General features: G+C 65.2%; 22 protein-coding genes. 12 read left to right on the top strand and 10 right to left on the bottom strand.

Going from position 1 to position 21,085, the window contains the following annotated elements; genetic code table 11:
- The first annotated feature begins 142 nt into the window (after positions 1–142).
- From traA to ACAX61_RS18840, 3 genes are read left to right on the top strand one after another with little or no spacing between them, the layout of a single operon-like run.
- Positions 143–3,073: a Ti-type conjugative transfer relaxase TraA gene (gene traA / locus ACAX61_RS18850; RefSeq protein ID WP_061781014.1), complete on the top strand. Its 2,931-nt coding sequence runs from the start codon at positions 143–145 to the stop codon at positions 3,071–3,073.
- Positions 3,074–3,082: 9 nt separating this feature from the next.
- The gene (locus ACAX61_RS18845) at positions 3,083–3,814 is read left to right on the top strand and encodes a DUF6118 family protein (protein WP_061781013.1); all 732 of its coding nucleotides are present in this window, start codon (positions 3,083–3,085) and stop codon (positions 3,812–3,814) included.
- A gap of 31 nt (positions 3,815–3,845) precedes the next feature.
- Entirely contained in the window at positions 3,846–4,088 is a 243-nt protein-coding gene (locus ACAX61_RS18840) for a TehB family protein (protein WP_370716131.1), read from the top strand.
- Between the two features lie 26 nt (positions 4,089–4,114).
- Here the strand turns inward: ACAX61_RS18840 and ACAX61_RS18835 are convergent, their stop codons facing one another.
- Positions 4,115–4,252, bottom strand: coding sequence for a hypothetical protein (locus ACAX61_RS18835; protein ID WP_156477841.1), 138 nt, complete (start codon positions 4,250–4,252; stop codon positions 4,115–4,117).
- A gap of 186 nt (positions 4,253–4,438) precedes the next feature.
- Here ACAX61_RS18835 and ACAX61_RS18830 point away from each other — a divergent pair, with 186 nt between their 5' ends.
- A complete protein-coding gene (locus ACAX61_RS18830) occupies positions 4,439–5,362 on the top strand; it encodes a GGDEF domain-containing protein (protein WP_244885692.1) in 924 nt (307 codons plus the stop codon).
- A gap of 207 nt (positions 5,363–5,569) precedes the next feature.
- Here the strand turns inward: ACAX61_RS18830 and ACAX61_RS18825 are convergent, their stop codons facing one another.
- Positions 5,570–5,938: a response regulator gene (locus ACAX61_RS18825; protein WP_370716128.1), complete on the bottom strand. Its 369-nt coding sequence runs from the start codon at positions 5,936–5,938 to the stop codon at positions 5,570–5,572.
- A 141-nt stretch (positions 5,939–6,079) separates the two neighbouring features.
- Here ACAX61_RS18825 and ACAX61_RS18820 point away from each other — a divergent pair, with 141 nt between their 5' ends.
- Both ACAX61_RS18820 and ACAX61_RS18815 read left to right on the top strand, forming a co-directional pair.
- Positions 6,080–6,682, top strand: a complete 603-nt coding sequence (locus ACAX61_RS18820) for an HWE histidine kinase domain-containing protein (RefSeq protein WP_370716127.1) — start codon at positions 6,080–6,082, stop codon at positions 6,680–6,682.
- A 149-nt stretch (positions 6,683–6,831) separates the two neighbouring features.
- On the top strand, positions 6,832–7,278 hold the full coding sequence (locus ACAX61_RS18815; protein WP_239436246.1) for a globin domain-containing protein: 447 nt from the start codon (positions 6,832–6,834) through the stop codon (positions 7,276–7,278).
- A gap of 129 nt (positions 7,279–7,407) precedes the next feature.
- On the opposite strand, the gene ACAX61_RS18810 is transcribed toward ACAX61_RS18815, so the two are convergent.
- Positions 7,408–7,731: a hypothetical protein gene (locus tag ACAX61_RS18810; RefSeq protein WP_370716126.1), complete on the bottom strand. Its 324-nt coding sequence runs from the start codon at positions 7,729–7,731 to the stop codon at positions 7,408–7,410.
- A gap of 108 nt (positions 7,732–7,839) precedes the next feature.
- Positions 7,840–9,306 (bottom strand): helix-turn-helix transcriptional regulator, encoded by a 1,467-nt coding sequence (locus tag ACAX61_RS18805; RefSeq protein WP_061781008.1) that lies wholly within the window; start codon positions 9,304–9,306, stop codon positions 7,840–7,842.
- Between the two features lie 170 nt (positions 9,307–9,476).
- Here ACAX61_RS18805 and ACAX61_RS18800 point away from each other — a divergent pair, with 170 nt between their 5' ends.
- From ACAX61_RS18800 to ACAX61_RS18775, 6 genes are all read left to right on the top strand, one after another.
- Positions 9,477–9,878 carry a YsnF/AvaK domain-containing protein gene (locus ACAX61_RS18800; protein ID WP_061781007.1) on the top strand — a complete coding sequence of 134 codons (402 nt, stop codon included), beginning with the start codon at positions 9,477–9,479 and terminating at the stop codon, positions 9,876–9,878.
- Positions 9,865–10,491, top strand: coding sequence for an OmpA family protein (locus ACAX61_RS18795; RefSeq protein WP_293985262.1), 627 nt, complete (start codon positions 9,865–9,867; stop codon positions 10,489–10,491). Before ACAX61_RS18800 ends, ACAX61_RS18795 begins: the two co-directional genes overlap by 14 nt.
- A 36-nt stretch (positions 10,492–10,527) precedes the next feature.
- On the top strand, positions 10,528–11,382 hold the full coding sequence (locus tag ACAX61_RS18790) for a DUF2382 domain-containing protein (protein ID WP_061781006.1): 855 nt from the start codon (positions 10,528–10,530) through the stop codon (positions 11,380–11,382).
- Positions 11,383–11,449: 67 nt separating this feature from the next.
- Positions 11,450–12,823, top strand: coding sequence for a mechanosensitive ion channel (locus ACAX61_RS18785; protein WP_061781005.1), 1,374 nt, complete (start codon positions 11,450–11,452; stop codon positions 12,821–12,823).
- Entirely contained in the window at positions 12,820–13,188 is a 369-nt protein-coding gene (locus ACAX61_RS18780; protein WP_147276303.1) for a hypothetical protein, read from the top strand. Before ACAX61_RS18785 ends, ACAX61_RS18780 begins: the two co-directional genes overlap by 4 nt.
- A gap of 135 nt (positions 13,189–13,323) precedes the next feature.
- On the top strand, positions 13,324–14,634 hold the full coding sequence (locus tag ACAX61_RS18775) for a cation:proton antiporter (protein ID WP_061781003.1): 1,311 nt from the start codon (positions 13,324–13,326) through the stop codon (positions 14,632–14,634).
- A gap of 38 nt (positions 14,635–14,672) precedes the next feature.
- On the opposite strand, the gene ACAX61_RS18770 is transcribed toward ACAX61_RS18775, so the two are convergent.
- The 6 genes from ACAX61_RS18770 to ACAX61_RS18745 are packed head-to-tail and all read right to left on the bottom strand — an operon-like array spanning position 14,673 to position 21,085.
- A complete protein-coding gene (locus ACAX61_RS18770) occupies positions 14,673–15,767 on the bottom strand; it encodes an ABC transporter permease (RefSeq protein ID WP_370716125.1) in 1,095 nt (364 codons plus the stop codon).
- Positions 15,764–16,891 (bottom strand): ABC transporter permease, encoded by a 1,128-nt coding sequence (locus ACAX61_RS18765; RefSeq protein ID WP_370716124.1) that lies wholly within the window; start codon positions 16,889–16,891, stop codon positions 15,764–15,766. Before ACAX61_RS18765 ends, ACAX61_RS18770 begins: the two co-directional genes overlap by 4 nt.
- Positions 16,892–16,899: 8 nt before the next feature.
- Positions 16,900–17,916, bottom strand: a complete 1,017-nt coding sequence (locus tag ACAX61_RS18760; RefSeq protein ID WP_370716123.1) for an HlyD family secretion protein — start codon at positions 17,914–17,916, stop codon at positions 16,900–16,902.
- Positions 17,913–19,436, bottom strand: coding sequence for a TolC family protein (locus tag ACAX61_RS18755; RefSeq protein WP_370716122.1), 1,524 nt, complete (start codon positions 19,434–19,436; stop codon positions 17,913–17,915). Before ACAX61_RS18755 ends, ACAX61_RS18760 begins: the two co-directional genes overlap by 4 nt.
- Positions 19,437–19,475: 39 nt before the next feature.
- Entirely contained in the window at positions 19,476–20,639 is a 1,164-nt protein-coding gene (locus tag ACAX61_RS18750) for a patatin-like phospholipase family protein (RefSeq protein WP_114688833.1), read from the bottom strand.
- Positions 20,636–21,085, bottom strand: coding sequence for an acyl-CoA thioesterase (locus tag ACAX61_RS18745; protein ID WP_069319930.1), 450 nt, complete (start codon positions 21,083–21,085; stop codon positions 20,636–20,638). Before ACAX61_RS18745 ends, ACAX61_RS18750 begins: the two co-directional genes overlap by 4 nt.

Here is a 21,085-nt window from a genome sequence, read left to right as displayed (position 1 = left end):
TTGCTCGGGGAGTGTGCCAGAGCAGACAGGGAGTGCAAGCCCAAAGTGCCAGATAGTCAATCAGCAGGAGCAGAGCGGATGATGAGTGCGCGCTTATACGTCATTGCCGACGTGCGCTAAGTAAGGCAGATTGCGGAGCGTCATGGCGATCTACCATTTCAGCGCCAAGGTAATCAGCCGCGCGAAGGGCTCCAGCGCGATTGCGTCTGCTGCCTATCGCTCGGCATCGCGGCTGTTCGATGAGACGCTGAATCGCCATCACGATTTCTCGAACAAGGCCGGCGTCATCCACTCCGAGGTGCTATTGCCGCAAGGCGCACCGGAGCGTCTGTCCGATCGCACGGCCCTGTGGAACGAGGTGGAGGCAGGGGAGAAGCGCAAGGATGCCCAGCTTGCCCGCGAGGTGGAGTTCTCGATCCCACGCGAGATGAACGAGAAGCAGGGCGTGCAGCTCGCGCGCGACTTCGTGGAAGAGCAGTTCGTGAAGCGCGGGATGGTCGCTGACCTGAACGTCCATTGGGACAAGGCGGAGGACGGCAGCCCCAAGCCGCACGCGCACGTGATGATGACGATGCGCGAGGTGGGGCCGGACGGATTTGGCAAGAAGGCTCGGGACTGGAACGGGACCGAGCTGTTGCAGGAATGGCGCGAGGCGTGGGCGGCCCATGTCAACGAGCGCATGGCCGGGCTTGGGCTGGAGGGCCGGATCGATCATCGCTCCTATGCCGACCAAGGCATCGAGCTAGAACCGCAGCACAAGATCGGGCCGATGGGAACGCGGCGTCTGGAGGAGGACGAGCCGCACCGGCGCGCCGACGATCATCTGCGGATCGCACGCGAGAACGGCGAGAAGATCGTCGCGGACCCGAGCGTGGCGCTCGATGCGATCACGCGGCAGCAGGCGACCTTCACCACCCGCGACCTGGCCGTGTTCGCGTTCCGCCATTCGGACGGCAAGGAGCAGTTCGACCGGGTGATGGCGGCGGTGCGCGCCAGCCCCGAGCTGGTGGCGCTGGGCAAGGACGGACGTGACCAGGAGCGGTTTACCTCTCGCGAGATGATCGCGACCGAGGCGCGGTTGGAGAAGGCCGGGGATGAGTTGGCAGCGCGGAGGGAGCATGGTCTCCCGGCAGCGGTGCTCGACAGAGCGAGAGCCGTTGCCGGGAGTGAAGGGCTCGTGCTCGGGGATGAGCAGCGGGCCGCGCTGGAGCATGTAACCGGGCCGAGCGGCATCTCCAATGTGATCGGATATGCCGGCACCGGTAAATCCGCCATGTTGGGCATCGCGCGCGATGGATGGGAGCAAGCGGGTTACACTGTCCGCGGCGCGGCGCTCTCCGGCATCGCGGCCGAGAGCCTTGAGGGCGGATCGGGCATCCAGTCCCGCACCATCGCCAGCTTGGAACATGCGTGGGCGCAGGGCCGCGACCAGCTTTCCCGCAATGACGTGCTGGTGGTGGACGAGGCGGGCATGATCGGCACCCGCCAGATGGAGCGGGTGCTGTCCCATGCCCGCGACGCCGGCGCGAAGGTGGTGCTGGTGGGCGATCCCGAGCAGTTGCAGGCGATCGAAGCCGGAGCGGCGTTCCGGTCGATCAGCGAGCGCCACGGCGCGGCCGAGATCACCGAGGTTCGCCGGCAGCGGGACGACTGGCAGAAAGACGCGACGCGCTCGCTCGCCACGGGCCGCACCGGGGACGCACTGCACGCCTATGAGAGCCGGGGCATGGTGCAGGCGGCCGACACGCGCGAGACGGCGCGGGCCGAGCTGGTCGATGGCTGGGATCGGCAGCGCCAGGCTGAGCCGGAGCAAAGCCGGATCATTCTCACCCATACCAATGCCGAGGTGCGCGAACTGAACCAGGAAGCGCGCGAGCGGGTGCGCGCATCGGGCGGGCTGGGCGAGGACGTGGGCGTCACCGTCGATCGCGGCCGGCGCGAGTTCGCATCCGGCGACCGGATCATGTTCCTGCGCAACGAGCGCAGCATGGGCGTGAAGAACGGCACCCTGGGCACGCTGGAGCAGGTCGGCGAGGGCCGCATGGCGGTGCGGCTCGATGGCGGCAGCCGTGTCGCGTTCGACCTCAAGGATTATGCCCATGTCGATCACGGCTATGCGGCGACCATCCATAAGTCGCAGGGCGTGACGGTCGATCGCGCGCATGTGCTGGCGACGCCGGGGATGGACCGGCACGGGGCCTATGTCGCCATGTCGCGGCATCGCGATGGCGTGCAGCTCCACTATGGCCGCGACGACTTTACCGATCAGCGCCAGCTCGCCCGGGTCCTGTCGCGTGACCGCGCCAAGGACATGGCTGGCGACTATGCCGCATCGTCGGACAATGATCGGGCGCGCGCGTTCGCCGAGCGGCGCGAGATCCGGTTCCCGGAACGCGCGCGGGAGATCGCCGCCAAGGTGCGCGACAAGGCCAAGGGCATGTTCGACGGCTTCCGCCCGAAACCAACGTCGCCCGAGCCGGCGCGCGACGGCAAAGGGGGTCCGATTAACACCGGCTCCGAGCGGGGATCGCCCGCGCCCAATCAGGCCAAGGCGATCGAACGCTATGCGCGCGCTCAGGCCGATATGGACCGGATGCGCGAGAAGGGCTTGCCTGTGCTCCCGCACCAGAAAGAGGCGCTGGCGAAGGCCGGGGGCGCGCTCGATCGGGTGCGCCCCCAGGCGGCCCGGGATTTGTCGTCCGCGTTCGAGCGCAACCCCGCACTGGTGCGCGACGCGGCCGAAGGCAAAGCCGGCGGGGCGGCGCGGGCAATGGCCGAGGAGGCCCAGGTCCGTTCCAATCCCGAACTGCGCGCCGACCGCTTCGTGGAGCGCTGGCAAGGCATGGCGCGCGAGCGGGCCGAGCTCGCGCGCAGCGGCGATCGTGCCGGCGCGGAGCGCACGGCCAAGAAGATGGATGGTTTGGCGGGAGGGCTGCATCGCGATCCGCAGCTCGAATCCGTGCTGCGGCGGCGCGCGCCCGAGCTGGGGCTGGAGATGCGTCGGGATCGTCCGATCAGCCAGGAATTGACCCGTTCGCTGGAAATTGGCCGCGACCGAGGATTGAGCCGATAAGGAGAGACAATGGCGGACGAGGAATGGGAGGAAGGCGGCGACGCGGCAACGGAGGCGTTCGAGCAGGTGCGCGTTGCGGTCGAGCAGCAGCGCGGCGAACTAGCGTTGATGCGCCGCGCCATCGAGGGACTGGCGGCCGAGCGCACCAGCATCGACGTGCCGGATTATTCCGAGACGCTGGGGCATGTCGTCCAAGGGCTGGACGGCATCAACGGACGCCTGGACCAGGTTACGACGGCCATCGTGAAGTCGCCGGCGCTGGCGATGACGCCTGCGCAGGTTTCGACGCAGATCAATCGAGCGGCGGCCGACCTTCGCAGCGCCGATCATGCCGCCCTCGCCACCGCCACCAACGAGATGAAACAGCAGGGGCGCGAGCTGCGCACCGTCGTTCAATCGGCGCTGACGGCGCGGGATCAAAAGAACCGTCAACTATGGTTCGGGCTGGGCGGGTTGCTTATCGGCATCCTCCTCTGGTCCTTCCTGCCCGGTATGGTCGCGCGCGAGATCGCGCCGGCGAGCTGGCAATGGCCCGAACGCATGGCGACGCGGGTTCTTGCCGAGGCGACACCGTGGGATGCCGGGCAGCATCTTATGGCGAGCGCATCGCGGCCGAGCTGGGAGGCGATTGTCGCGGCCGACAGGTTGCTGCGCGACAATCGAGAAAAGATCGAAGGATGCCGGCAGACCGCAAGGAAGGCGGATCAGCCGGTGCGATGCACGATCCAAGTAGGAGCATAGAAATAATGGTGCTTCCTACCGCTCGACGCCCATATTCGATGAGGTGACATTGCCCGCTGCCCTGCGCTCCGAGCATCGCACCAAGGCCGGTGTGTGGGGCGTGATCCGGGTCATCGAAGGGAGATTGAAGCTTACCTGTCTCGATCCGGCCTCTGAGGTGATCCTTACACCCGATCGGCCAGGGCTGGTGCTTCCGGAACAGCCGCATTTCGTCGAACCGCTCGGAGCCATGCGGATGCAGGTCGATTTCTACGATCAGCGGCCAAGCCTCTAGGGAGAGCCATGCCCAAAACAGCCTTGTCATTCCCGCTTCTTGCCATCCTCGCACTTGGTGGCTGTGTGGCGAGCGCTCCGGCATCGAACCCGAGCGCGCGCCGGTTCAACCTCCGCCGCCTCACGCATCGCCGACAAAGCCGGGTTGGTGATCTTCTTAGCCATCTCGTCCTCCTCATCTTGCAGCAACAGCGCAGCGTTGCCCCGCTTGGATGGGAAGGAAAGGACCTCAGCTAAACCACAACCGGTTCAGTGGCCGGCACGTCCCCGAAATGGGGCGTGCCGCCGGCTGCACGGGAACACTTGGGACGGGAATGAGCTTGGAGAACCTTTTGACCGAGTAGGACATGCGTGAATAGTCATCTGCCTGTCGGCCGCCTCGCCGATCGCCTTCATTCCCTGCCGCGTGAGCGCGCCTGGTTCGCGATTCTCCTCAGCGTCACGGCGCTGGCGCTGGCGAACGCGCATTTTCCCCGGATTGGTCTCGCGCCGCTCTATATGCCGATCGTCTGCGCCGCCTGCTGGGCGCTGGGAAGTCGTGCTGGCTATCTGGTGGCGATCGTCGCGGCCGTTCTCGCCGTCGTGCCGCATCTCGCCGAACTTCCAGGGCTCTCCCCCGCCCTGCTCGGGGCAAGGATGGCCGTGCGCGCCGTCACCTATGTTATCGTCGCCGCCATTGTTCTCAGCTTCCGCCGGTCCTTTGATCGGGAGCACCACCTGGCGGTGCGTGACCGCATGACCGATGCGCTCAACAAGGAGACGTTCCGCGAGCGCGTGATCCATCGTCTCGATCTAGCGGTGCCTGCCCGGCAAACCTTCCTGCTCGCGATCCTCGATCTCGACGATTTCAAGGGCATCAATAACCGCCACGGCCATGTTGCCGGCGACGAGGTGCTGCGCGCCTTCGCGCAGGGCGCACGGAAGACCATCCGGCGCGAGGACGATTTCGGCCGGATCGGCGGCGACGAGTTCGCCTTTTTGCTTCCCGTCCATTCGGCCGAGGAAGGGGTGTATTTCGCCCGCTCGCTCCACAAGCGCCTGTCATCGGTTCTGGCCGACACGTCTCATCCGGTGACGTGCAGCATGGGCGCGCTGCTGATTCACCCTGATACCCCGCGTGACGAACCCTCGTTGATGCACGCGGTCGATCAGCTCATGTACGCGGTCAAGCGCGCCGGGAAGAACGCCGTGGAGATCGGCCGCGCAATGACCGATCGAGACCGGGACACCCTTGTTCCGTCAAGGCTCCGGGTTCCCATCGAAGCATGTCTATGACGAACGACGACACAGCCCTCTCGCTTATGAGGATGGCATTGGCCCAACTGGATCGGAGCGGCCGAGGCGCGACGGCCACCGCCGTCCATTTGCAAGCCGCGATCGACGCCGCGACCGGAGCCGGCCCGATGCAACCCGGCGAGCTGCTGGACGACGAGGGGGCGTTTCCTTTTGAGCCTCTTGCATCGCGTCAGTGAAGCAGCCCTGTTAGGCGGGGTTGAGCGCGCCAGAAAGCGCCCCGATCAGCAGCTCGCGCGAAGCGGGCTTGTGGAAGGTCGGGCGTGAGGCGTGGGCAGCCGGGATCATGCTGGCCGCACCCGTGGCGAAGATGAAGGGCACGCCGCGACGGTCCAGTTCGTCCGCGATCGGGAACGAGGTTTCGGAGCCAAGTTGCACATCGAGGCTGGCGACATGAGGCGACGAGTCCAGCGCCGTCAGGGCGTCCCGCACACAATCGACAGGGCCGACAACTTCCGCGCCTGCTTCGGTTATTATCTCGACCAGCGTGGCCGCGACCCAATAATCATCTTCGACAACCAGCACGCGAAGGCCGCTGATCCCACCTTGTGTAGTCATGTCGCACCAAGCACTTACGCAGCCGTCCCACCGACCAGCGCAATAACGCGGCGTCTGGCTCTGTGCTCCACGCGGACGTGCAAAATGTTCGTCCTGGGCTCCCGATTGCTCTAAGTAGCCGGGTAGGGGGCACGTAGAGTTATGGTCGATACTGAAACCCGGATTCGTGAGCTTGAGCATCGGTTCAGGAACATTTTCACTGTCGTTCGTTCCCTTGTCAGCCAGAGCTTGCAGGCGGCCGATTCGATCGAAGACGCCCGATCTTCCATTGACGAGCGATTGGCGGCGCTGGGCAACGCGACCGAGCAGCTTCTATCCCACAACTGGCAGGCGGCGCCCCTGTCCGCGCTGGCGGAAAATGCGCTGGGCCACTTCACCCTCTACGCGGAGCGGCTTCGCCTCGACGGCCCCACGGTCATGATCGGTCCCAGGGCGGCGATGACGTTGACCCTCGCCTTTCACGAGCTGGCGACGAACGCGATCAAATATGGGGCCCTGTCCAATGAGGCGGGCACGATCGAGCTGACATGGAAGGTGCTGGATTCGGGCACCGAAGCCGAGCTTTGGATGCAATGGGCCGAACGGGGTGGCCCGCCAGTCGTCAGGCCCGAGCGGCGGGGCTTTGGGTCGCGGCTGATATGCACGGCCGTGAGCCGCAGCTTGCGCGGCCGTGCCGAGATGGAGTTTCCCGCCTCGGGCGTCGTGTGGACCTTGCTCGCTCCTCTGGCTGCGGTCGAGCTATGATCGAATGCGGATATGGGATACCCCGACGCTAAGCCTTGGGTTCATCGCGCATGCCTGTCTCTCCGGCCCACGCTCCTTGCTCGATCGGGTCCCTCTCGCCACTTTGATCGTCTCTTTTGTCAGGGTCCTGAAATCCGGAGCACGTCTGTATGTCCAAACCGCTTTCCCCCGAAACAATGGCTTTGGTAAAAGCTACGGCGCCTGCGCTCCAGCAGCACGGCGTGGAGATTACCACGCGCATGTATCAGCGCCTGTTCGTCGATCCGGAGATCAAGGCGCTGTTTGACATGGCCGCGCACGAATCCGGCGCGCAGCCCAAGCGGCTCGCGGCGGCGATCCTCGCCTTTGCGCAGAATGTGGACAAGCTCGACGTGCTGAAACCCGCAATCGAGCGCATCGCCGCGCGCCATGTCGAGACCCATATCAAGCCCGAACATTATCCTGCGGTCGCCAACGCGCTGCTGCCGGCGATCCGCGACATATTGGGCGAGGCGGCAACCGATGAGATTCTGAACGCCTGGGGCGAAGCCTACTGGTTCCTGGCCGATATCCTTATCAACCGTGAGGCGCAGCTCTACCGGACTGAGGCGGCATGATCGCCGCATCGGGCCGCTCCTCCCGCTAGGACACTGACTCCTCAGCGCCCGCCAGCCCCATCACGGCGGTAAGGCACCGGCCTTCATTGGCCGAATGGACAGGCACAAGAGAGACGAACTCATCGCCATTCACTCCTGAACACCGTTAGCGAGCTTGACGAGCTTCATCTGCACCTTCTCAAGATCGGCAATGGCCTGATGATCTTCGATCGACCAACCCTCACCTTTTGGCCGTTTCGGCCCCTTTTGTAATCGACCGATGATTGAGGCGGCCTCGTAGACCTCCTGCACGCCGCCATGGCCGCCCAGATCAAGCCGGTGCGCGATTGTCGTGAGCCGATCCACGAAGTTCGTGCGGGCCGCCGCCCCGCTCTGGTGCGCAAGAGCGGCAGGCCCTGCCTTCAGAGCCGTGGCGAGAACATCCAATGCATCATTATATGGGGTATCTGGCATGATAGCTGTCCTTCTTTGCTTTGCCGATCCCCTCGTGAGTGACTCATGGTCTCCGGCTATTGCTGTTGAAGACCATTACTGGATTGCGGCCGCACGGTTGCATTTGTTTTAGGCAAAGCCACGTTCCCGAGCCCAAGCAATGGCTGCGGCGCGCCGATTGACACCGATCTTTCCGTAGATGCCGGCAACGTGGTTTCGCACCGTGTTTCCCGAAAGCGACAAATGCTTCGCGATCACCTTGTCGTCCAGGCCCTCGCAGATAAGCCCCAGCACCTCACGCTCACGAGGCGTCAGGTCGGCGGTCTCAGTGGCGGTTTCGGCGCGCGGATTACGCAGGGTTGCGAGCTTGTCCATCACGGTCCGGCTAAACCAGCTTGCATCCTTCATCACCGCTTCGATCGCGTCGGCCAGCTCCAGCTCGCTTTTCCGCCGCGCCGTGATATCTTGATAAAGCCATAGCGTGCAGCGGTCGCCCCTGATCTCCATGCGCTCGGCCGAGAGGAGGCAGTCGACCGGTTGCCCGTCTGCATCGATCAGCCGGACGTCGCGGTTGCGCACGCCCCCGCTTCGATCCAGCTCCTGCTGCACCTCCTCACGCTGCGCCGGATCGGCCCAAAGCTCGGGATCGCCGGCGGCTCTGCCGATCGAGCCGGCCGAGCTGCGACCAGTGAGGCGAACGAACGCGTCGTTCACGTCCATTGTGCGGTGGCTGTCGGGCGAAGTCAGCACCATCGCCACGGGCGCCATCTCAAACAGGGTATGAAAGTGTGTCTCGCTCGATCGAAGCGCCCGTTCGGCTTTCCGGCGGGGCTCCAGATCGGCGAAGGTAAACAGCATGCACTTGTCGTCGCCGACTTCGATCGGCTGACCGGCGATGATGACGAGCTTGGTATTGCCGTCCGGCAGCGGCAGCTCCGCTTCCATCTGCGGGATCGTCCGGCCTTCCGCAAGGCACTGCCTGGCATAGTCCTTTCGCTCGGCACCGTTGAGAATGTCGAGATCGTAGAGGCTGTTCCCTTGGACCACCTGACGGGGGTAGCCGGTCATTTCGAGAAAGCCGCGATTTGCCCGGCTAAATCGCTGATCCGAGAGCCGCATAATGAGCGCCGGCGCGGGGTTGGCCTGGAACATGGCCTCGAACCGCGCCTCCGCTTCATACTGTTCGGAAACGTCCTGAATCACGAGCGCGAGGCAGTCCGGCTCTTCGTCGTCCCCGGTCATCACGACGTCGCGCACCCGATGGGTCCAACGACGTTCATCGCTGCCGGCGGCACTCACCTCCACCACCAGGTCCGGGAAGCTCTCGCCCGCCAACATGCGGATGACAGGATATTCGCGGTTGGCGAGCCGGTGCCCGTTGCGGAACCGGAGCGCGAACCGCTGCGCATAGGTGTCGGCGTTGCCACCGAGCCCTTCGAGCTTGTTGACGCCGTGCATCGCCAGCGCAGCATCATTGGCCCAGATGATCGTTCCGGCCAGGTCGATCAGGATGACGCCGGCCGTCATGCCGCCAATCAATTGTTCGAGGTGGGTCAACGTGTCGCGTGCGAGAACGCGGGAGAGCGGATTGGCCATGCCGGTAGAGCGCCGCGCCATAGGATGATGTTCCTCGCAGATAATGAACGGCTCGGCGAGAACTACTGCACCGGTAGTAGCAAACTACCAGCTCGATCAACCCGGAAAGAGTTAGCTCCGGGACACTTTAAAGGTTCGGCGGCGTTAGGTGGCAAAGCTGAAGGACAGGCATGCCCGACGACATTCGCCTACCGATCATTGAGGAGGAGGCGCACGTTACCAAACGTGCGACCGACGTCGAGCATGTCACGGTCCGCACCGTGCCCGAGCAGGAGCAGGTCGTTGTTCGTGACGAGGTTCGGCGCGAGCACGTCGAGATCAGGCGCGTAGCGGTCGAACGCGAGGTCGATCGAGCCCCCGCTGTCCGTGAGGAGAACGGCGCCACAATCATTCCCGTGATCGAGGAGCGATTGGTTGTCGAGAAGCGGCTTTTCCTCGTCGAGGAGGTCCACATCTTCCGGTCGGCGCAGGCGGAGGCGGTCGAGCTGCCGACCACGCTCAGGCGCACCCGCATCGAGGTCGACCGCACCGATCTCACCAAAACCCAGGAGGATGTTCATGGCAGGACCTAACGATGACAGGCCGGAGGGCGCACCGAGTCACATCCATATCGAGAAGAACAAGGGCTTCAACTGGCTCCCTTGGTTGCTGCTTGCGCTCGGGATTCTGGCGTTGCTGTTCGCTCTGAGCCGCTGCAACCGTGAGGACACCGCTGCCGTCGCTCCCGCTCCTACGGCCGCCCCGACCGAGGTTGTCGCGTCGACCCCGAACGCCGGCTCCGCTGACGCGCTGGTCGGCACGTCCGGTCTCGGCACCTATCTGGCCGGCACGGAGCCGCTTCCCCGCACCTTCACCTTCGAGAAGCTCAACTTCGACACCGCCAAGAGCAATATCCGACCCGCCGATGCTGCCGAGGTGAACGAGGTGGCCGCGACCCTCAAGCAGTATCCGAACGCCCGAATCCGCATCGCCGGCTACGCCGACGCGCGCGGCACCGATGCAGCCAACATGGCGCTCGGCAAGGCCCGAGCCGATAGCGTCAAGTCGGCGCTCGTCGCGCAAGGCATCAACGCCGGCCGCATCGAGACTGTCTCAGGCGGCGAGACCGATCCAGTCGACACCAACGCTACCGCTGGCGGTCGCTTTGAGAACCGCCGCACCGAACTCGTCGTGACGGCGAGGTAAGCCGCCAAATCCCGTCTCAATCGCAGGAGTAAGATCATGTCCAGCACCATCACCGCTCTGTTCGACAGCCGCGCCGACGCCGAGGCAGCCAAAGACCGGCTCAAGAGCGCGCGGATCGACGCCGACCACATCCATATCCACGACAAGTCGAGCGCCGGTTACAAGGAGACCGGCTACTCGACCCATGAGGACCGCGGCTTCTGGGACTCGATCAAGAACGCGTTCGTGCCCGATGAAGACCGCCACACCTATGAGGAAGGCGTGCGCCGCGGCGGTGCGCTGCTGACCGCCGACGTCGATGACGATTGCGTCGACGAGGCGGTGCGCGTGCTCGAAGAGGCCAACTCGATCGACATCGACGACCGTTCGAGCCAGTGGCGTTCGTCGGGCTGGGATTATCCGGGCACCGGCGCCGCTGCCGGTGCGACCGGGGCCGCTCTCGGCAGCTTCGACCGTCGCGAGACCGCCGGCCGCACGGCCGAACAGGAAGAGGTGATCCCGATCGTCGAGGAGCAACTGGTCGTCGGCAAGCGCGACGTCAGCCGCGGCGGGGTGCGCGTGCGCTCCTATGTGACTGAAACGCCGGTTCACGAGCAAATCCGCCTCCGCAACGAGCGGGTCAACGTCGAGCGGCGCTCGGTCGATCAGCCGCTTTCCGCGGCCGATACCGACGCCTTCCGCGAGCGGACGGTCGACATGACCGCGACCGGCGAGGAAGCGGTGGTCGGCAAGACCGCCCGTGTCGTCGAGGAGGTCGTGGTCTCCAAGACGGCCGAGGAGCATGTCGAGGAAGTCGACGACACCGTGCGCCGTACCGACGTCGAGGTCGACCGCGACACCGACGTCGAGACCCGCGGCTCGACCTTCCGCGACACCGACAAGCGTATCTAGTCGGTGGAGCCCGGCGCAGGTGAGAGCCTGTGCCGGGCTCACATGCTTTGCCAACAGGGAGACGGCGATGAACCCGAACTATGTGACAGCGGACGGCATGGTCGCCGGCACCCGCAACTTCGGCGACACCGCCGTTCTTTACCTACAGGAGTGGGGGCCGCGCGTTCTTGCCGCGGCCGTCATCCTCCTGATCGGCTACCTTTTGGCGAGGGCCGCCAAGTGGGGCGTCGCCGCGCTGGTCAACAAGACGCCGCTGGCGCGTCACGCGCACCGGCAGTCCGGTATTCCCGAGACGGGCCGCAACCCCAAGAGCGTCGGTGCCCAGGTCGGTGATGCGGCCTTCTGGATCGTGATCCTGATCGCGCTCGTGCTTGCCGCTCAGCCGCTTGGCCTGGCCGCTGCCACCAGCCCGGTCGGCCGAATGCTCAACCAGTTCGGCGCCGCCATCCCCAACATCATCGGCGCAGGGCTGATCTTCTTCGTCGGCTACATCGTCGCCAGCGTCGCCAAGAAGGCGGTGGAGGCGGTGCTGACAGCCGCCCGCACCGAGCAGCTCGCCGAACGCGCCGGGATGGCCAAGGCCGATCCCACGACGCTGCCGCGGATGGTCGGCGGGATCGTCTTCGCGCTCATCATTATCCCGGTCGCGATCGCCGCGCTCGATCAGCTCAACATCCGCGCAATCTCCGATCCGGCGACCGCGATGCTCCGCATCATCCTCGACAGCATCCCGCACGTTGTCGCAGCCGCGATCATTCTCGCGCTCGCCTATGTGATCGGCCGGTTCGCGTCGCAACTCCTCAGCCAATTCCTGAGCGGCACCGGCTTCGATCGCACGATCAGCGCGCTCGGCGTGTTCCCCTCAAGCACGACGCCGGCGGCCGGGGTTCCGTCAACTTCCGCAGGGGCCTCCGCGACGCCAGCGCTAGTGCCATCCAAGCTGCTGGGTAACGCCGTGTTCGTCGCCATCATCATCTTCGGCCTGATGGAGGCGTTCCGGCAACTCAACTTCGCCTACGGCTCGCGCATGATGGCGGAGATCCTGACCCTGCTCGGCTCGGTCGTTTTCGGTGCCGTCATCATCGCCGCAGCCATCGCCATCGCAAAGCTGGTGTCGACGGTCGTGCGCGCGGGCGGCGGGGCCAATGCCGAGCTGACCGCGAAGATCGTGCACGTTGCGATTATCGTGCTCGGCACCGCCATCGGCCTGCGCTTCATGGGTCTCGCCGACGACATTATCAATCTCGCCTTCGGCCTGATCCTGGGTGCCATCGCTGTCGCTTTCGCGCTCGCCTTCGGTCTCGGCGGACGGGATGCCGCTGCTAAGCTCGTTCAGCGTCTCAGCGGCTCGGCCGCAACACCCCATCCGCCGATCGCGCCGCAGTCGAGCACCACCCTCCGTCCGGGCAGTTCGACGCCGAGCGAGGAACCGCAGTCATGAGACGAGGGCTACGCCTCCAGCTCGTCGGGCTGGCACTGATCGCGTTCGTGGGGGCCTGTGACGGCCCCCGCGAGGATGCCGGCGAGCAGGCCGACGCCAACGCAGGTGTCGTATCGAGCGAGGATACGATCGAGAAAGGGCCGGCGGAGCGGACGGGGGAAGCCCAGGATCGTGCCGCTGACAGTCTGAACGAGGCGATCGAAGCACGTGCGGACGCCGCCGAGGACCAGGCGGACGCCGTTCGCAGCGAAGCCGATCAGCGGGCGGATGCCTTGGAAGAAGAAGCCCGCAGGGTTCGCGCGACTGCCGAGAAGAAGGCGGATGCGACGGAAGATCGTGCTGACGCAATTCGGCAGCGACAGTAACAAAGGCCCGCAAGAGGTCTCGCGTAATGAACTGGGAGCCAGGCTGTGTTCGGTCCCTGTCTGCTCATTCCGCCAGGCTGATGCGACATCCATCTGAAGCGCTCGGAACGCGCTACTGCCTGGAGAGCGGCGCAGGTGCCCAGCTTTTCATCGCCTGAACCCTATATCCTCTGGCTGACAGGTGCCGGAGTCCTGATCGCCCTCGTAGCATGGCTGCCGCTTGCGTTGAAACGATTGCCGCTGTCGCTGCCGATCATCTGTATCGGGATCGGAGCCGTGGTCTTCTCGTTGCCGGCTGTGTCGCTGCGGCCTTTGCCGCTGTCTTACGCCGACATCACCGAGCGCTTCACCGAGTTCATCGTTATCATCGCGCTGATGGGCGCAGGCCTGAAGCTGGATCGCGTATTCAGCTGGCGCCGATGGAATGTGACCTGGCGGCTGCTTGCGGTCACGATGCCCCTCAGCATCGCGGCGATCACGGCGATCGGAGGCTGGGGCTTGGGCCTGTCATGGATCGCGGCGCTTCTGCTTGGGGCTTGCCTCGCTCCCACTGATCCCGTGCTCGCGTCAGACGTGCAGGTCGGTCCTCCCAAGACCGGAGAGGAAGATGAGGTGCGCTTCGGTTTAACGTCAGAAGCGGGCCTGAACGACGGTTTTGCCTTTCCGTTCGTCAACCTCGCTATCGCGCTGGGCATTTCGGCGAGCACCGGAGAGCCTTGGGCGCGCGAATGGGTGTTCCATAGTGTTTTGTGGGAAATCGGCGTGGGTGTCGTCGGCGGTTGGTTGATCGGCCGCCTGTTCGGCTGGCTGACCTTTCACGTGCCAGCGGAAACCAAGCTGGCTCAGACCGGGGATGGCCTGATCGCCATTGCCGCGACTTTCGTCTCCTACGGCGTGACCGAGCTGCTCAACTGCTACGGCTTTCTGGCTGTCTTCATCACCGCATTGACGCTTCGCCGCTCGCATCGCGATCATGAGTTCAACCGCGAGATGCACGACATCACCGAACAGGTGGAGCGCATCGGCATGATGGTGCTCCTGATCCTGTTCGGTGGTGCGCTGGTCAGTGGGCTCCTTCAACCGATTGGTTGGGTAGATGTACTGGCCGCTGCGATCATTATCCTCGTCGTGCGGCCCGTTACCGGCCTGATAGGGCTTGCCGGTTTGCGGGCAGACCTCTCCGAGAAGATGGCCCTTGCCTTCTTTGGCATCCGCGGTGTCGGCTCCTTCTATTACCTGGCTTATGCGCTGAACCACGTTGAGCTTGCCGGAGGCGAGCGGCTGTGGGCCATCGTAGGATTGGTGGCGCTGTTTTCCATCCTCCTCCACGGGCTGACCGTCACGCCGGCTATGCGTCTCCTAGACAAGCTACAGGGACGCGATCCGGATGCCGACCTGCCGCCGCCAGGATTGAAAGGCCCTGCGGCGGATACAGAGCGAGCTTAGGTTGCTGGTGTCATAACCGGACGTGGCTGTTGAAAAATTCAACGCGCGCTGTTGGTGCTACTCCAGATATTAAGCCCTCCATAAAGCGCCAAGAGTGCCATAAGCTTGGCCAGTGGACCAAATACGTCCTCCAAGCTTGCACCCATCTGATTCAAAGGAACGAAAATATGCATGGCGCAGGTGGCGGGGGAAAACCAGGCCAGCGCAGAAAGCCAGCCCGGCATTGCGTGGAGTGGCCAGGCAAAACCCGCTAGAAACACGAGCGGCACAGATGTCGGCAACAGGATCTTCAATGCATCGTCGCCGCTGTTGAACAACTTACCCAGCAACAGCCCGAGCGCCGCCACGGTTGCCGCAAAGACAGGAACTGCGACGAGGAGCGCCGGCAGCGCCCCAGCGTGCGGGATATCCTGGATCCAATAGATCATTCCGAAATAGAGCAAGGCGGACAGCACGCCGACAAGGGTGCATGCCGCCCACATGCCAAGCGCGGCTGCGACGGACATCCGCCGTTCCCTGCGGCGTTGGCGTTCCGCCATCAGCCGGGCGCAGGCGAGCAACAGCGTCTGCTGCAGGATGATGTTGGCAACCGCCGGGAAAATGTAGTCGCGGTAGCCGAGCGTGGTGTTGAACAACGGGTGGACAAGGATCGTCGGCATCGCCGCAAGCCGGGCACCGCCTTGCGCCGCGCGCCAGCGGTCGATCGCGCCGGCCAGCGTCGCCGCGACGCCGGTGCCGATGCTCTGCGCACGCAGCAGATACGTCCCGTTCAGCCACAATGCGATGCCCGCCGTACCTCTACCCGTCAGCGCGCCGCCGGTAAAATCGCGCGAGATCAGCAGGATGCCGTCCGCCTTCCGGTCACGCACGGCACCGCGCGCGGCGACCATGTCGGGAACCTCGCCGACGACGCGGACGCTGCGCGTTTCGCCAAGATCGTCGAGCAGGCGGCGCGCGGCGGTCCCGCCGTCGTCGTTCACAACCACCACGGGTAGCGCGCGGGCGGACTGGTGCGCATAGGGCGCTGGATAGTAGAAGGCATAGAGCAGCACCGACAATATCGCGAGCGACAGGAGATCGCGCGTGGTGACGATCGTCAATAGCGTGTGTTCGAGAGCCGCGCGAAACGTCATCGGCCTTCCCGGTCACGGCGGATAAGGATTATGCCCAGACCGCCTGCGACCAGCGGATACACCAGCAGCGTTCCCGCTGCCTTCAGGAACGGCCCGGCGGAGGCACCAAGCACCTGATCCATCTGCAGCGTCATGTAGTGGGTCAGCGGCAACACCTGGTGCCAGACCCGCGCGAACAGGCCCGCGCCATCGATCGGCAGCGAAGCGCCCGAATAGGCGAGCGCCGATCCCGCAACGATGACAGCGCCCGACAAGGCGGTGGCAATGCTGCGCGTTGCAGCGACGAGCAATAGCGCGACCGCCGCGGTGGCGACGAACAGCAATGCTTGCCCCGCCACGATCAGCAGCAGCGATCCGTCTGCGCGATAGCCTTGTGCGAGCGTGAGCCACAGCAGCCACGCAACACCCCAGAACGTTCCCGCAATCACATGAGGAGAAAGCCGCCCGGCCAGCGTTGCCGCAACGCCACCCCGTACGGCGAACGCGGCGAACGAGCCATCGTTCATCAGCACCCCGATGCTTCCCACGCAGGCAACCGCGATCAACAGGTGCAACACCCCTGGGCCCAGCAGCAGTCCTAGATACCATTCCAGGCTGAGCGATGGATTGCCGAGCACCGTCACCTGCACGCCGGGCAGCAACGCCGGATCGACCGCGGCCAGTCCCGCCAAGCCGTGGGTGGACGCCCCGTACTGCGCCAGCGTGGCGGCGACTGCAACGCGCAGGTTCGTCGCCGCGAGTGCCCCCGTCGACAGGAACGCCGCCTGATGGAATATCTCGACCGGGGCGCGACCGGCATTACGGGTCCCGACGCCCCGGGGGATCACCACGGCGGCGACCGCCTGTTCGCGCCGCATCATCGTCACCGCGGCAGCAACGTCGGGCACCCGGCCGACAATCCGCAGGCCTGGGGAGGCGTCGATGGCGCGCACGATGCGCCGGGCCAGCACGCCGCCGTCACGATCTACAATGACGGTGGGCAAATGGTGCGGCGATCCTGCAGATAGCATCGCTGCCATCGCGCCCAGCAAGATTAGCGGCATGACAGTCAGCAACGCCAGATCGACGGGCGTCGAAATGATGCGGCCCCATTCGGCCCGGCACGCATTAAACAGGGTGACCATCGCGGGCGTCACGCCGGCGGTTCGAACAGGACGCTCATGCCCGGCCGCAACCCTTGCGCCCCGCCTTCGGGTTTCAGCGTGACCTCGAACGCGCGGACGTCATAGCCGCGCGACTGGCGCGTGGCGCGCCATGTCGCGAAACTGCCTTGCGGCGCAATGTGGCTGATCCGGAACCGTAGGTCGCGGCCGAGCGCCGGGACGTGGCCGACGAGAAGGCGACCGGGCGTCAGTCCGTGATAGGCATCTTCGCGCACGGTCAACGCAACGTGCGGGTGATCGACGTCGATCACCTGAAACGCCGGCAGGATCGGGCTCACGATCTCGCCGGGGCGCAGCAACCGGCGTGACACCTCGCCGTCGATCGGAGACACGAGCCGCTTCTCGCGCTCCAGTGCGGCAGCGGTCGCGGTCGCGGCTCCGGCGGCGCGGACCTGCGCGTCGGCGATCGTGCGATTTTGCGGCCTGATGCCGGCGCGTGCCTTGTCGTACTGGGCCTTTGTCGCCTCCGCCGCACGGCCGGTGCTGTCGCGCGCGGCATGAGCCTCGTCGCGGCGCTGCGCGGCGATAACGCCTTGCGCATAAAGCGTGTCGGCACGGCGGCTCGACACCGCGGCCAGGTCGGCCGTCGCCTGTGCCGCCAGCCAGGTGGAACGCAATGAGGTCAGGTCTTCCGCCCTGGCCCCCTCGATGGCCACAGATTGCAGCGCCCGTGCGCTGTCGAGCGCCGCCTGCGCCTGCTGCTGACCACCATCGATCTCCGGCGCCGACAGGATCGCCATCACCTGCCCGCGGCGGACCCGGTCGCCCTCGTCCACCGCCAGCGTCTCCACACGAGCCAGCGCCTTGGTGGCAACATTGATCTCATCTGCCTCCACCTCGCCTTGCCATTGTTCGGGCGCGGGACGGCTCGCCAGCCACAGCCCGAGGCCAACGATTACGACGACGACGGCGATGCCGATCCACAGCAACCAGCGCGCGCGGCGCGAGGGGGCGGCAGGATCGACGTCGACTGCCGGATCGGTCATGGGCGGGCATCCGTGGCCAGATTGATGTCGGCGCCGGCGATATGATCCGCGAACGTATCGAGTTGGCCCGATGCCGACAGGAGCGCCGCCAGCGCGAGGTCATATTCATAGGCGATCGCCGCCCGCTGCGTGCGGGCCGTGGCAAGGGCGGCTTCCGCGGCCAGCACCGCGGTCATCGTTGCTTCTCCCTCGCGGAACGCAATCTCCTGCACTCGCAAATTCTCCTGTGCAGCCGCGAGCGAACCGTCGGTCAGCAGAAAGGCGCGCCGTGCCGATTCGACCAGATCCCACGCGCGCAACGTCGCGGTAATCGCGCTCTTGCGCGCTTCACGCGCGGCATCGTCGGCGGCCGCGGCGTTTGCCTTTGCTGCGTTCAGGGCATGGCGACGATCGACGTTGGACAGCAATGTGTAGCGCACGCCGACTCCGGCCACCCAGTCAGGCTCGGTCGGCAATGCATTCGATCGGTTGAGATTGTATTCGCCGAACGCGAACGCCTGCGGGCGGTAGCGCGATCTCGCAAGATCCACGCCGGCGCGGGCGACCGCACCTGCCGCGTCGGCCTGCCGCGTCTGTGGTAATCTTGCCTCGCCGCCGGTGAAGCTGCCCGCGGGCGCAAGCGGATGACTGACGACAAAGAGACCGGTGGTGGGGCGTACCCGGTCCACCTCAAGCAGGCGGGCAAGGTCGTCCCGGGCGCCATCGTGGGCGATCGCGGCGCGCTGCCAGGTTCGCTCGGCGCTGTCGCGCGCAACCTGCGCCTCGAGCGTGCGCGCGTGAGCAACGACCCCCGCGGCCTCCATTTTGCGAACGTCCGACAGCAGCCGGTCGAGTGCGTCGCGGCTTTCCCGCGCCGACGCGGCGAGCGCCGCAGCGGCCTGTTCGCCGAAATAGACGCGGATGAGGTTGAGCTGCGCGAGGTCGCGCCCTTGCGCCGCGCGCGCCGCGGCGATCTCAGCGGCTGCGCGGGTGCCGCGCTGGATCGCAGGTATCGCTCCGCCGGAATAGAGCGGCAGTACCCCCTGCACCGTTGGACGAAACACATCGTCACGGTAGCGATAGCTCAGCTGGTCGGGGATCGCGGTAAACAGGCCGGGCAAAGCCTGCCCGATCCTGCCCACGATGTCGGATGCAATCTGCTGAAACGCAGGCGGGACGGTCATCGGGATGCCGGACAGGAAATCCTGCGTCGCATCGCGCGCATCCTCTTTCTGTCCGGTCAGATCGACCGCCAGCGTCTTCTGATATGCAATGTACTGCGCCGACGCGGTAACGACCGGACGCCTGAGCGTCGCTACCGCGGCTGCCGTTTCGCGCGCCGCATCTTCTGCGTGGTCGGCGGCCGCCAGCGCTGGCGAGGTCGTCTCCAGGCGTCGGCTTGCCGCATCGAACGTCATGGCGACGTCCTGTGCTGCCGCGCCGGCAGCGATTGGCATCAGCGATGCCGCGATTATTGTCGCGCGTGCCATCCCGAACCCTGCCCAGCCCCCGATCATCGTCAATTCTGTCATCCCGGCCATACGCGGCAATCGACGAACCACGACCGCGATGATCCTGTTCTATTGATGATCGAGACGATCCGCGACGGCAAGATCGGCCGGGGTGGGCGGCGTCTTGCGCCACGAACCAGTGCGTCCCCGCTCGACGCCATAGGCGTACAGGCGTCGCATGTAGGTCTTCTCGAACAGGCGGTCGCTGGGTGCGACGTCGTTCCCGATGAACGTCAAGTTCCAGTCGATGCCGTGGCGATGCGCGTAGACGTAGCTGGTTTCCGCCAGTGTCAGCAGCGCTGCCTGCTGGTTGAGCGCGAAGGCGCGCTTCAGGATCGGGACGAGCCGCGGCGTCACCATCTGAAAATCGCCGCCAAGCCTGCTGTTCATCAACAGGTAGACGTGCAGCCGGGCGGCGTCCCCGATCGGCGCGTCGCTGACCGCGAGCTGCGGCGGGATTGCGAGGATGCCAGCGGTCGTCCCGCCATCGGCATGAAGCTCGCGTACGGGCGCCCCGTTGCTGGACGCGTCGATCACCACCGGGGGAAACACCACAGGAATGGACGACGATGCCAGCAATACCCGCCGGAACAGCTCGACCTTGTCCGGCAACATGCTGGCGGCGATTGCCCCCATATCCCAGATCACGCTGCGTTGCGCGTCGAGATTGGCGGTGGCGACGAACAGGCGGCGCCCCTTGGCCTGCTCCTCCGCGATCCGCGCTACAAGTTCCGGTGTCACCTCACGTGCGATCAGTTTCGCAAGCGGTGCGGTGGAGGCGACACTGGTCGATCCCGGTATCGCAAGTGGGAAGCGGGGATGGAAGATGTCCCTTGCGGATACGCTGGTGTAAAACCGGGCGATCGATGCATCGCCTTCCTTGCCCAGAAAGGCAAAGGGAGCGATCAATGCCCCGGTGCTGACCCCGGTGACAACGCTGAACTCCGGACGCGTGCCGCTCTGCGTCCAGCCGTTGAGCACACCGGCGCCATAGGCACCCTCGTCAGCACCACCCGAAAGGGCCAGCATCGTTACCGGCTGCCCGGCCGGCACATCGGGTCGCATCCGCTGCGCGGCATCCGGCAGATCCGCCCAGAAACGGACCTCCGGCGCACCGGCAATAGCGGCCGCGGCACTTTGCGCCCCGGTGAACGGCACGCGCTCCACCGTGGTACATCCACTGACAAACGCCATTGCGGCTATCGTAACGGCGCGGAGGATCTGTCTGGTCATCGCATGGCTCCACTAGCCGTAGTTGCTTCAGTGTCACGAAGATAGAAATGCTGAGCAAGATCGGGACGAATACGCACAAGTTGCCTGGACCCGCGATCGATGCACACCAGCGTAGACTCAACTATGGCAACGTCTTCGCCGTTTCGCTCGAAGCGAGTTTCAAAGTGGGCACGACATCCTTGATGACCAATGACGCGCACTACGGCGACGATCAGATCGTGCAGCACGGCGGGCCTGTGATAGACCACGTCATGACGGTGCGCGATCCAGGCGAGCGTCTCTACCTGTTCTGGCGGCGCGGTCTTGCGCCAATAGGCGTTGACCGCTTCTTGCATCCACATGAGATAGATGGCGTTGTTCACATGATCGAGATCGTCGATCGCTCCCGGACCGACCCTGATCGGATGCCGATATTCAACGTAGCGGCCCGGACCATGGTCAGGCAT

This window comes from Sphingomonas sp. IW22, from assembly GCF_041321155.1.
Taxonomy (GTDB): Bacteria; Pseudomonadota; Alphaproteobacteria; order Sphingomonadales; family Sphingomonadaceae; genus Sphingomonas.
This window is presented reverse-complemented; position numbering and strand designations above follow the sequence as displayed.